The sequence below is a fragment of the Candidatus Arsenophonus triatominarum genome, from assembly GCF_001640365.1.
Classification (GTDB): domain Bacteria; phylum Pseudomonadota; class Gammaproteobacteria; order Enterobacterales; family Enterobacteriaceae; genus Arsenophonus; species Arsenophonus triatominarum.
The window spans coordinates 243,572-256,627 of the sequence record NZ_LWMI01000007.1 but is presented as its reverse complement, the minus strand read 5'-3'; the positions used below and the strand labels follow the sequence as shown (position 1 = coordinate 256,627).

Genomic DNA, 13,056 nt, shown 5'->3' with positions numbered 1-13,056 from the left:
CGTTAATAAAAATATCTCGTGAACAATAATGACGATATTTTTTAATAAAAAGTGTGGCTATAAACCACGCTTTTTACCATAACTCTCAACAGGTAATTTTCTTAGCTTGCTATTTTTGCCCAACTATCTCTTAAGCCTACAGTGCGATTAAATACCAGCTGCTTAGCAGTATGATCATGGCTATCAGCACAAAAATAACCCTCGCGTTCAAACTGATAAGCTTTTCCTTGTTGCGCGGTAATTAAACTTGGTTCAACAAACCCATACCGAATCACTAAAGAATCAGTATTAATGGTAGCTAAAAAGTCCTCTTCTGCGGTAGGATTAGGCACAGTAAATAAGCGATCATACAATCGGATCTCTGCTGGCAGAGCATGTAATGCACTTACCCAATGGATAACCCCTTTGACTTTACGTCCATCAGCAGGATCTTTATTTAATGTATCAGCATCATAAGTACAATAAATCGTGGTAATGTTACCTTCTGCATCTTTATCAACCCGATTAGCTTGTACAATATAAGCATTACGTAAACGCACTTCTTTACCTAAAACTAAGCGCTTATATTGCCGATTAGCTTCTTCACGAAAATCAGCCCGATCGATATAAAGCTCTTGACTAAATGGCACTTGTCGAGTGCCCATCTCAGGTTTATTGGGGTGATTATACATCGTCAGCATTTGCTCATCAGCAGACATATTTTCAATCACTAACTTTATGGGATCTAATACCGCCATTGCCCGTGGTGCATTTTCATTTAGATCATCACGAATACAAGATTCCAATGCTGCCATTTCAACAGTATTATCTTGCTTAGTCACCCCAATACGCCGACAAAATTCACGAATCGACGCTGCCGTATAACCGCGACGACGTAAACCTGAAATGGTTGGCATTCTGGGATCATCCCAGTTTTCAACCCTATTTTCCGCCACTAACTGATTTAGTTTACGTTTTGACATCACCGTATAGGCAAGATTTAGACGCGAAAACTCATACTGTCTTGGATGACAATCAATGGTAATATTATCTAATACCCAATCATATAACCGGCGATTATCTTGAAATTCTAGGGTACAAAGTGAGTGGGTAATCCCCTCCAATGCGTCCGAAATACAATGAGTAAAATCATACATTGGATAAATACACCATTTATTACCCGATTGGTGGTGTTCAGCATATTTTATCCGATATAACACCGGATCGCGCATGACAATAAAAGAGGATGACATATCGATTTTAGCACGTAGACAAGCCTTACCTTCTTCAAATCCACCCGCTCGCATCTTGTTAAATAGCTGCAAATTCTGCTCAATAGTGCGATCACGATATGGACTATTTTTACCTGGCTGCTTTAAAGTTCCGCGATATTCACGAATAGCATCAGGACTTAATTCATCAACATAAGCTAAGCCTTTTTTAATCAGCTCAATAGCATATTGATATAGGTCATCAAAATAATCTGACGAATATTTTACGTTACCACTCCAATTAAACCCTAACCACTTTACATCTTCTTGAATAGAATTAACATATTCAACATCTTCTTTAACTGGATTAGTATCATCAAAACGCAAATTGCATTGACCCTGATAATCCTTTGCAATACCAAAATTCAGACAGATTGATTTGGCATGACCAATATGTAAATAACCATTAGGTTCAGGTGGAAAACGGGTATATACATGAGTATGCTTACCTGTAGCCAAATCTTCTTCGATAATCTGGCGAATGAAATTTGTTGGGCAAGTATATGCCTCATTCATTGTCATAGTTCCTCAATGCAAAAGCATGTTAATAACGCTTTTATCATCTACGATATCCGAATTAGAAACAACCATTTATTAACATATATTATTGGGCTTTATTTAATCAATAAAAAGCTCATAAAGGAAAAACGGGAGGTTCATAACCCTTCCCGTTTTTATTCATTATTAATTATATGGTTATCAAATCATAATGATAAAACACATTACTTCAATACATCATAAATTGGTGTTACTCCAGCGAGTACTTCACCAGTTGCTACTATTGTCAATCCCTGATAATCATCAATATTACTGATAACGACTGGACTTATCATTGACTTAGCATGCTGTTCCAAATAATCGAGATCTAATTTCAGGATAGGCTGACCTACCTTTACATCACTATTTTCTTCAACTAAACGCTCACAACCCTGCCCCTTTAACGTTACAGTATCAATACCCACGTGAACGATCACTTCAACACCTTCATTCGTCTCGATGCAGAAAGCATGATTGGTAGCAAAAATTTTCACAATCTTGCCCGATACAGGCGCTAATACCTCACCACTCGTTGGCTTAATCGCTAAACCATCACCGACAATACGGCTAGCAAAAGCTTCATCCGGAACTTCATCAAGGGAATAAATTTCACCACTAACCGGCGCCACCAGCGTTAAAATTGTTTGCCCCACCACATGCTTATTTTTTACTTTTACTGCTGACTGTCGATTATCTTTCTCAACAAAATTTAACGGTGTAACAACTTCTCGTGCGGCAATCTTTTTCATTGCTTCCGCAATCATTTCTGCTCGGGTTCCAACAATAATTTGCACATTATGTTTATTTAAACGAATGATGCCTGATGCACCCAATTTTTTTACCAAGTTATCATTAACAATATCAACGGCTTTTACACCTAGACGTAAACGAGTAATACAAGCATCGATTACTGTTAAATTATCGGTTCCCCCCACTGCCGCAAGATATTGGTATGCTTCATGGGTAATATCTTTAGCACTGGTGGTGATATCTTTGTCATAATCATCAACGGCTTGATAGTCGTTTATTATTTCACGACCTGGGGTCATTAAATTGAACTTATTAATCACAAAACGAAATATGACATAGTATAAACAAAAGAAAATTACCCCGAGGAGAATCAACATATACCAATGCACTGCTAATGGGTTATGACTCTGCAGTAACATATCGACTAAACCAGCACTAAAACCAAAACCCGATATCCAATGCATTGCAGCTGCAATATAAACAGAAAATCCAGTTAATAGAGCATGAATGACATAAAGAACCGGCGCTACAAACATGAATGAGAATTCGAGCGGCTCTGTGATCCCAGTAAAAAAGGAGGCGAAAGCACCTGCCATCATGATACCAGCGACTTTTGCTTTATTTTCAGGACGAGCACAGTGATAAATGGCCAATGCGGCACCAGGCAAACCGAACATCATGATAGGGAAAAATCCAGCTTGATAACGCCCAGTAATACCTTTTTCGGCTAGACCTGCAGCTAACGATTTAGCGCCAGCCAAAAAGTTAGGAATATCATTAATACCCGCCACATCAAACCAAAATACTGAATTTAATGCATGATGTAATCCAACCGAGATTAATAGACGATTAAAAAAAGCATAAATACCAGCGCCTAATGAACCCAAATCTTTAATATTTTCACCAAACAGCACTAATGCATTATAGATAAATGGCCAAACATACATTAGAACGAAAGATAACAAAATCATCAAAAATGAAGTCAATATAGGTACTAAACGGCGGCCACTAAAGAACGACAATGCTTTCGGTAACTCGACACCGCTATAGCGATTATAAAGTTCCGCCGCCAATACACCAACCAATATCCCAACAAACTGATTATTAATTTTACTAAATGCTGCAGGAACTTGCTCGATAGAAATACCCATGATCATCGAATAAGCAGCTGGTGAACATAGGGTTGTTACCACTAAAAAACCGACAAAACCAGTTAATGCCGCCGAACCATCTTTATCTTTTGATAAACCATACGCAACGCCAATTGCAAATAATGTTGACATATTATCTATAATTGCTGAACCTGATTTAATCAGTAAAACAGCAATAGTACTATTAGCTCCCCAGCCATTAGGATCGATCCAATAACCGATCCCCATTAAAATCGCAGCGGCAGGCAGCACAGCAACAGGCACCATCAAAGCACGGCCTATTCGCTGTAAATAACTTAACACATTCACTATGTTTTCCCCTTGAATAACCTTACTTACTGAGATCTTATTGTTAAATATTATAAATATTCAATTTTTTGCATATATTATCATTAAGTCACTCAGACACAATCATTTTGCATCACAAATTATATCAGCTAAAGTTATGATAAAAGTCTAAATATCACCCTGTTATTTGATTAAAATAGTGGTTAAACAAAAAACTTTTTTTTTCATGAAAAATATCTTATTTTACTAGAATTCGGGCGTTAAATGTTAAATAAAATAGACAATCTTTGAGTTATAAAAACTCAATTAATAGCAAAGAATAATACAAAATCATTAAAATATAGTTGATATGAAACAAAATTAAGTGAGGTAAAAAATAATGAGGCTTATTCCTCTAACAACAGCAAAAGATGTCGGTCTTTTTTCCGCCAATTACATTGCAAACAAAATTAATCAATTTAATCCAACGGCTACACATCCATTTGTATTAGGACTGCCCACAGGCGGAACACCACTAGCTACCTACCATGAGCTGATTAATCTTTATAAAACAGGTAAAATTAGTTTTAAACATATAGTTACTTTTAATATGGATGAATATGTCGGCATCCCAAAAAATCATCCACAAAGCTATCATACTTTCATGTATGAAAATCTGTTTAACCATATTGATATTACAAAAAATAATATTAATTTACTCGACGGTAATGCAAAAGATATCGACGCTGAATGCAAACGTTACGAAGATAAAATTAAGTCTTATGGTAAAATACATCTATTTATGGGAGGCGTTGGTAGTGATGGCCATATTGCCTTCAACGAACCTGCTTCATCTCTTTCTTCTCGCACCCGGATCAAAACGCTAACACCAGAAACCCGACAGGCAAATTCTCGTTTTTTTGATAACAATATTGATAGGGTGCCTAAATATGCTGTCACTGTTGGTGTAGGAACCCTACTTGATGCGGAAGAAATTTTAATCCTAGCAACCGGTGCAAATAAAGCATTAGCCGTTGAGGCTGCGGTAGAAGGTTCGATTAACCATATGTGGACGATTAGCTGCCTACAAATGCATGCAAAATCAGCTTTAGTTTGTGATGAACCAGCAACCCTTGAGCTAAAAGTAAAAACTTTAAAATATTTTCGTCAATTAGAATCTGACATCATTAATCAATTTGCTAGTTAAATTAAAATAATAAAATGCAATATTATAATAAACCAGAGAAAGACCAACAATTCGATAAATCATCCTATTTTTAACCACTATAGAAGAGTAAAACATTATGTATGCATTAATCAACTGCATTATTTACACAGGTTATGAACGACTGGACAATCATGCAGTTATTATTGAAAAAGAACAGGTAAAACAAGTTTGTCCAATTGCAGAATTACCTCAGGATATTGAAATTCATGATTTACAAAATGCGATCCTAGCGCCGGGATTTATTGATCTACAAGTTAATGGCTGCGGTGGTGTACAGTTCAATGATAATCCAGCAAATATCTCAATTCAGACGCTGGAAATTATGCAAAAAGCAAATGAACGAAATGGCTGTACCAGCTTCCTGCCTACATTGATCACCAGCCCTGATCCGCTGATTAAAACAGCAATAGAGACGATGCGTGACTACCTAGCCAAATATAAAAACCAGGCATTAGGGCTACATATTGAAGGGCCTTACATTAACCCAGTCAAAAAAGGTACCCACAATGTTGAATATATTCGTCAGCCTTCTGCCGAAATGATCAACTATCTATGTCAAAATGCCGATGTGATCACTAAAATTACCTTAGCACCAGAAATAGTTGCAGAAAAATATATTCACCAATTAGTTGAAGCCGGTATTGTTGTTTCAGCAGGCCATTCCAATGCCACTTATGAAGAGGCACAAAATGGCTTCAAAGCAGGTATTAAATTCTCAACCCATCTTTTCAATGCTATGCCTGCTATTTCAGGTCGAGCCCCGGGATTAGTTGGTGCTATTTACAACACTCCTAATGTATATGCAGGAATTATTGCCGATGGATTACATGTCCACTGGGCTAATATTCGTGACAGTAAACAATTAAAAGGCGATAAATTAGTTCTAGTAACAGATGCCACCGCACCTGCTGGACTGGATTCTAATGGCAGTGAAATGGATTATTTTACTTTTGCTGGTAAAGCCATATATTATCGCGATGGATTATGTGTTGATAAAAATGGTACATTAAGTGGTTCATCTTTAACGATGATAGATGCTGTCAAAAATATCGTTGAACATATAGGTATTGCATTAGATGAAGCATTACGAATGGCCACACTTTATCCAGCTCGTGCTATTGGTGTCGACAAAAAACTTGGGAGCATAGAAAAAGATAAAGTTGCAAACCTTATCGTATTTGATCACAACTTCATCATCCGCAAAACCATTGTTAATGGCCGTGAAATAGAACTGTAACGAGCATATATACTGATGAGTCACAATTACATCTTGAAGCAAATTGGTAATATTGGGTAGTGTTCAAAAATCTGTGTCATATCTTAAACTCAAAAAAAAGAGGTATGACATATGAGAAATCAATTATTTAATTTTGATGAAGCGTTGAAGCAATTACAATCAGGTAAAAATTTACTCGGTACGGATGGAATACTCACACCACTCATAAAACAGCTGACCGAAGCTGCCCTGCAGGCAGAAATAGAACACTACCTATCGACAAGGTCAATCGATACGCGTAAAAATGGCTATACTCGAAAAACGGTTAAATCGACATCAGGTCAATTTGAGCTGAAAACGCCCAGAGACAGGTCAGGTGCTTTTGAGCCTCAGCTCATTAAGAAAAATCAGACAAAATTATCAGAGGATATGTAGTGGCATACTAAATTTGGCCACCTAAGTTGAGGTAATTTTTATAGGTGCCGAAATGAGTAAAATAATTACTGCTGAATTTAAATGTGAAACCGCCAAATTAGTCCTTGACCAAAATTACACCTACCAGGAAGCCGCGAAAGGCATGAACGTCAGTCTTTCAGCGATTAGCCGGTGGGTAAGAGCCCTTCGTTTAGAACGTCAAGGGAAAACATCGCCTGGTCTGCCATTAACACCTGAACAAATTGAGTTCAGAGAAATGAAGAAAAAAATCCACCGGCTGAAAATGGAGAATGACATCTTAAAAAAGGCTACTGCGCTCTTAATGTCCGACTCACTGAAAAATTTTCGGTAGTTGAAAAGCTAAGAGTGCTTTATCCGGTGAAAACTTTGTGTCGTATTTTTAATGTTCACCGAAGCAGTTATCGCTATTGGTGTCGGCCTAAGGAGCCAGATATTGAGCGGACGATAAAACGTAGCCTAGTCAGCGAAGCGTGGAACGTTAGTGGCGGCTCTGCTGGCGCAAGGACTATCGCCACGATGGTTACCAATACACACAACGTGAAACTTGGGCGGTGGTTAGCGGGTAAGTTGATGAAAGAATTAATCATCGTCAGTTGCCAAGAGCGAAAACATAAATACAACCGCGGTGAAAATGAACGTATTGATATTCCAAATCTGCTCAATAGGCAGTTCGCTGTTACAAAGCCTGACCAGGTTTGGTGCGGCGATGTAACCTATATTTGGACAGGCTCACGATGGGCCTATCTGGCTGTGGTATTGGATTTGTTTGCCCGAAAACCGGTGGGCTGGGCAATGTCATTTGCATCAGACTCAAAATTAACCGCCAAAGCACTACAAATGGCTTGGGAACTACGTGGGCATCCCAAACAGGTGATGTTCCATAGTGATCAGGGAAGTCATTATACCAGTCGTCAGTATAGGCAGGCATTGTGGCGTTATCAGATGACCCAAAGTATCAGTCGCAGAGGGAATTGTTGGGATAATAGTCCGATGGAACGATTCTTCCGTAGTCTGAAGACCGAATGGGTGCCAACGACTGGCTACCAAAGCTTTAGTACTGCTCAGTCAGCCATTATTCGCTACATAACCCACTACTATAGCGATATAAGACCTCACTGGTATAACGGTGGATTAACGCCAAACGAATCAGAGCGACTGTTCCGTGAACAGTCAGGTAGGGTGGCCAATTTTAGTTGACCACTACACACACAGCTATCGGAGTAGAATCGGGGCAACCGACAGACCCGTGCACTTTCCCTTAATTGACTCAAACAGTGCCGTTAAAGCTAAGGCACTGCGCGGAAGTAACTCTACGCAGCGTGAATATGATGGCAAGTTAGGAAATTCCTTCCTGAGAGATAAACGGACATGATAGAGATAAAATACCTTGAATTGGCTGAATCGGAGTTGATGAAACAAAACAACCAGTGTCATCATTTCAGCCAATGAAAGCTGAGTAGACCGTCTACGTCTACGATGCTTACTACCGTTATTCAGCAAAATTTCATGCATTTTTCGCTCGAAGTCTTTACAAAAATCATCCATCAGGCAATAAAGTTCAGTAAGATTTTCCATCATTGTTTAACAATGCTCTACGCTTTAACCAGATTGTTAGAGTATTTTAACGAAATATGCGCATTCAACTATTTGAATAGCAAGACTTTCACTTTATTTCTTATCCCGAACTCAGGTTAAGTCTAATTTAATCGAGATTCTAATCCTAATTTCGAAATAAGAGTGTTTATGACTAAAGTGGATACCTAAAAAAATTGGTTCAATATGCTAATATTTTTGTCAAAATAAGAGATAAAAGAATTAGAAAGTGAAATATATAAAAATAGTAATCTAAAAAGATCTCAATAAAAACCATGGTGTTAGAATTTGGTAAGTATTAATTCAATTGTGAGAGAAATTGAAAATGTATTCAAAAAAATAAAATTATGATAACCAAATTAGATTCTAAAAATGGAGCTACTAATAAGTTGAAAATAAACTTTGCTAAATCAGAAAATAATTTCACGAGTTTCGCACAGGCATATAAAATTCCAGAAATGGCTTAAAAGCAATGGTTAATTTGCAAGTTACTAAAACGTATAAATTTTTTTAAATTACAATAAGTTGCTTTTAATTTATAAAATTTTGTCTATTTATATATTATGCTGAATTAAACTTAAAAATAGAGCGTTTTTTTATTGGTGCGAAACTCGTGAATTTATAAAATCACAATTCAATATTTTAGATTATTGTTAGATATTGTAAATTCGTTGAACCTACATGATACAAAATAAGTATAATCAAGTAAAAAATGACTTAAATTGAAATGGTAGAAAATTATACTAAAATATTTAATAGAATTTAAAATATAATTAATTAAAAATTAATAGTATAAGTTAAATATATTATCTTATGTGTCTTTTAGTCTCTTTTCAAACATTTGATATTATTCTTTTACTTTTATTTTTACTCACCTTGTTATTTTAATAAGAAATTATATTAATTTTATGTTATTATTAAGATAAATAAAAAGATATCATTAAACTTTTTTTGGTATTGATAGGTTTTATTTAGTGACTTAAATTGATTATTTATTTGAAAAAAAGCGACATAATGCTATGAAAAAATCCATTAAAAGTAAGAAGAAAATTTATTAAAATAATGTAACCTATATATGGATTTGTAAATGACAATTCTATAAATATTTTAAGAATAGATAAATTCTTTATATATATTGTGAAATAACAAACCATTTTGTAACATAAACATTAATTCTTTTACTGTTACTAAGACTTAAAAATTTTTTGATTGGTAGTGTTTATACAAATTAAAACTCAATAAATTATGATTTAATAAATCAGCGTTATAAAAAATTTTTTGAATTTCATGAATATAGTTTGGGGAGTTTAAATTGTACTAGTGTTTAGTTTTGTGTGAATTAATGTTTTAGAAACTTTTCACAATGATTGTCTTAAAATTAATTTTTATTGAAATTGATATAATAGTTGTGAGTAAAAATTTAGAAGAAGAAAGCTCGTATGCTGAATCAAATATTAGTTTAGTAAATCCTGCAGTTCATTGTCGATATGGATAGAGATTAAATTTGTATTTCTGAGAGAGTTTATTAATCGAAAAATTTTTACTAGAATTTTTTCTTTTTATAACAAAAAGTTATTTCACTGAACTAATTATTCTTAATAAAATAACAATATAATAGTCGCTAAAAGTTTTTTGGATTTAAGAATAAAATAAGTATATAAGTATATAAGTATATAAGTATATAAGTATATAAGTATATAAGTATATAAGTATATAAGTATATAAGTATATAAGTATATAAGTATATAAGTATATAAGTATATAAGTATATAAGTATATAAGTATATAAGTATATAAGTATATAAGTATATAAGTATATAAGTATATAAGTATATAAGTATATAAGTATATAAGTATATAAGTATATAAGTATATAAGTATATAAGTATATAAGTATATAAGTATATAAGTATATAAGTATATAAGTATATAAGTATATAAGTATATAAGTATATAAGTATATAAGTATATAAGTATATAAGTATATAAGTATATAAGTATATAAGTATATAAGTATATAAGTATATAAGTATATAAGTATATAAGTATATAAGTATATAAGTATATAAGTATAATATATTAATATCAAAAATATTTACTAATCAACCACATTAAAAATAAAATGAACATCATTTTTTCTAATTCAGAGAGAGTTATTCTTAATATAACCTGAGTTCGGGATAAGAAATAAAGTGAAAGTCTTGCTATTCAAATAGTTGAATGCGCATATTTCGTTAAAATACTCTAACAATCTGGTTAAAGCGTAGAGCATTGTTAAACAATGATGGAAAATCTTACTGAACTTTATTGCCTGATGGATGATTTTTGTAAAGACTTCGAGCCAAAAATGCATGAAATTTTGCTGAATAACGGTAGTAAGCGTCGTAGACGGTCTACTCAGCTTTCATTGGCTGAAATGATGACACTGGTTGTTTTGTTTCATCAACTCCGATTCAGCCAATTCAAGGTATTTTATCTCTATCATGTCCGTTTATATCTCAGGAAGGAATTTCCTAACTTGCCATCATATTCACGCTGCGTAGAGTTACTTCCGCGCAGTGCCTTAGCTTTAACGGCACTGTTTGAGTCAATTAAGGGAAAGTGCACGGGTCTGTCGGTTGCCGATTCTACTCCGATAGCTGTGTGTGATAACTTACGGATCCGCCGGCATAAAGTCTTCGATGGGATAGCTGAACGAGGAAAAACCTCAACAGGTTGGTTTTTTGGTTTCAAACTTCATGTAATTATCAATCATTTGGGGGAAATACTTAGTTTTCGGCTTACACCAGGAAACACAGATGATCGGAAACCATTACCTAAACTGATAAAAGATCTTTCTGGTTGTTTGTATGCGGATAAAGGGTATTTATCGGCTTCACTGAAACAGCAACTGAAAACAATGGGAATTAACCTTATAACGAATATCAAGAAGAAAATGAAGCCTGTTGAACAGACTTGTTTCGACAAAGCCATCTTGCGTCATCGTTCTGTCATTGAAACGGTATTTGATGAGTTAAAAAATCTTTGTCAGATAGCGCATACGCGGCACCGCTCTCCCGCTAACTTTGTAGTGAATTTATTAGCCGGGCTGGTTGCATATTGTTTAATTCCATCTAAACCAAAGATACCTGTGGCAGGAACATATCTTCAAGCATAATTGATAATGCTTATCCCGAACTCAGGTTAATATAGATAGTGATAAATAATTAAAAATAGACTGATTATTAATTAATTTTAAATTGTGAGTATAGTTATTTATTATCGATCTTTATCGGCATTTCAAGCGAGCAGGATCTTCTTGGGTAGTGTTCAAAAATCTGTGTCATATCTTAAACTCAAAAAAAAGAGGTATGACAATATGAGAAATCAATCATTTAATTTTGATGAAGCGTTGAAGCAATTACAATCAGGTAAAAATTTACTCGGTACGGATGGAATACTCACACCACTCATAAAACAGCTGACCGAAGCTGCCCTGCAGGCAGAAATAGAACACTACCTATCGACAACGTCAATCGATACGCGTAAAAATGGCTATACTCGAAAAACGGTTAAATCGACATCAGGTCAATTTGAACTGAAAACGCCCAGAGACAGATCAGGTGCTTTTGAGCCTCAGCTCATTTAAGAAAAATCAGACAAAATTATCAGAGGATATTGATAACAAAATCCTATCGTTATTTGCATTAGGCGTGAGTTATCGTGATATTCAAAAACATGTTGCAGAATTATATGGACTGGAAATATCAGATGGAGCTATTACGCATATTACTGACAAATTACTCCCTGAATTAAAAGCCTGGCAACAACGTCCTCTGGAGGCGCTCTATCCTTTTGTCTGGCTCGATGCCATTCATTACAAGATAAAACATGATGGTCACTATATCAATAAGGCAATCTACACAGTACTTGGACTAACCACCGATGGGCATAAGGAATGGTTAGGACTCTATATGTCTGAAACAGAAGGAGCACATCATTGGCTGAGCGTTCTGACTGACTTACATAACCGTGGTATACAAGATATTTTAATCGCTTGTATTGACGGATTAAAAGGGTTTCCAGAAGCGATAGCCAGTATTTTCCCGCAGACAGAAGTTCAGCTATGCGTAGTTCATCAAATTCGCAATAGCTTACGTTATATTGCCAGTAAAGACCAAAAAGCCTTTATGGCTGATTTAAAGCCGGTTTATTGTGCAGATACTAAAGCGGCTGCTGAGCTTGCCCTTGATGAACTGGAAACGAAATGGGGTGAAAAATACCCGATAGTGCTAGAATCCTGGCGAAGTAAATGGGAGTTGCTCAGTGCTTATTTTCGATACCCTAAAGCCATTAGAAAACCCATTTATACAACCAATGCAGTAGAGGCGGTTCATCGGCAGTTTAGGACATTAACTAAAACCAAAGGGGCTTTTCCTAATGAAAACAGATTATTAAAATTACTCTATATTGGCATCAATCAGGTATCCAACAAATGGACTATGCCGATTAGTAACTGGGCGTTAACCATTGCTCAATTGTCCATCTATTTTAAAGGGCGCCTAGATGGTATAATTAAAATATAAAATCCCCTGACACAGAATTATGAACACCCTCTCTTCTTGGAGA

Annotated in this window: 6 protein-coding genes and 3 pseudogenes; 6 read left to right on the top strand and 3 right to left on the bottom strand. The window is 35.2% G+C overall.

Annotated features, from left to right (window positions below; translation table 11 throughout):
- Positions 1-101: 101 nt before the first annotated feature.
- A complete protein-coding gene (gene glnS / locus AYJ55_RS06430) occupies positions 102-1,766 on the bottom strand; it encodes a glutamine--tRNA ligase (RefSeq protein ID WP_063654942.1) in 1,665 nt (554 codons plus the stop codon).
- Between the two features lie 206 nt (positions 1,767-1,972).
- Positions 1,973-3,997, bottom strand: a complete 2,025-nt coding sequence (gene nagE, locus AYJ55_RS06420) for an N-acetylglucosamine-specific PTS transporter subunit IIBC (RefSeq protein WP_063654940.1) — start codon at positions 3,995-3,997, stop codon at positions 1,973-1,975.
- Between the two features lie 358 nt (positions 3,998-4,355).
- Between nagE and nagB the strand changes: the two genes are divergently transcribed.
- From nagB to AYJ55_RS06395, 4 genes and pseudogenes are all read left to right on the top strand, one after another.
- On the top strand, positions 4,356-5,162 hold the full coding sequence (nagB, locus tag AYJ55_RS06415) for a glucosamine-6-phosphate deaminase (RefSeq protein WP_063654939.1): 807 nt from the start codon (positions 4,356-4,358) through the stop codon (positions 5,160-5,162).
- Between the two features lie 97 nt (positions 5,163-5,259).
- Positions 5,260-6,420, top strand: coding sequence for an N-acetylglucosamine-6-phosphate deacetylase (gene nagA / locus AYJ55_RS06410; protein ID WP_063654938.1), 1,161 nt, complete (start codon positions 5,260-5,262; stop codon positions 6,418-6,420).
- 111 nt (positions 6,421-6,531) lie between these two features.
- Positions 6,532-6,831 (top strand): annotated as a pseudogene (locus tag AYJ55_RS06405) (transposase); the annotation flags it as partial.
- 55 nt (positions 6,832-6,886) lie between these two features.
- Positions 6,887-8,052, top strand: a protein-coding gene (locus AYJ55_RS06395; protein WP_162505359.1) for an IS3 family transposase whose coding sequence is annotated in 2 segments (ribosomal slippage) — positions 6,887-7,142 and positions 7,142-8,052 — 1,167 coding nt in all. Because the reading frame shifts where the segments join, the coding sequence is not laid out codon by codon here.
- Positions 8,053-8,059: 7 nt separating this feature from the next.
- Here the strand turns inward: AYJ55_RS06395 and AYJ55_RS28255 are convergent.
- Positions 8,060-8,430 (bottom strand): annotated as a pseudogene (locus tag AYJ55_RS28255) (IS982 family transposase); the annotation flags it as partial.
- A 2,302-nt stretch (positions 8,431-10,732) separates the two neighbouring features.
- Between AYJ55_RS28255 and AYJ55_RS06390 the strand changes: the two are divergent.
- The gene (locus tag AYJ55_RS06390; RefSeq protein WP_063655148.1) at positions 10,733-11,605 is read left to right on the top strand and encodes an IS982 family transposase; all 873 of its coding nucleotides are present in this window, start codon (positions 10,733-10,735) and stop codon (positions 11,603-11,605) included.
- Between the two features lie 201 nt (positions 11,606-11,806).
- Positions 11,807-13,013 (top strand): annotated as a pseudogene (locus AYJ55_RS06385) (IS256 family transposase).
- The last annotated feature ends 43 nt before the right edge of the window (positions 13,014-13,056 follow it).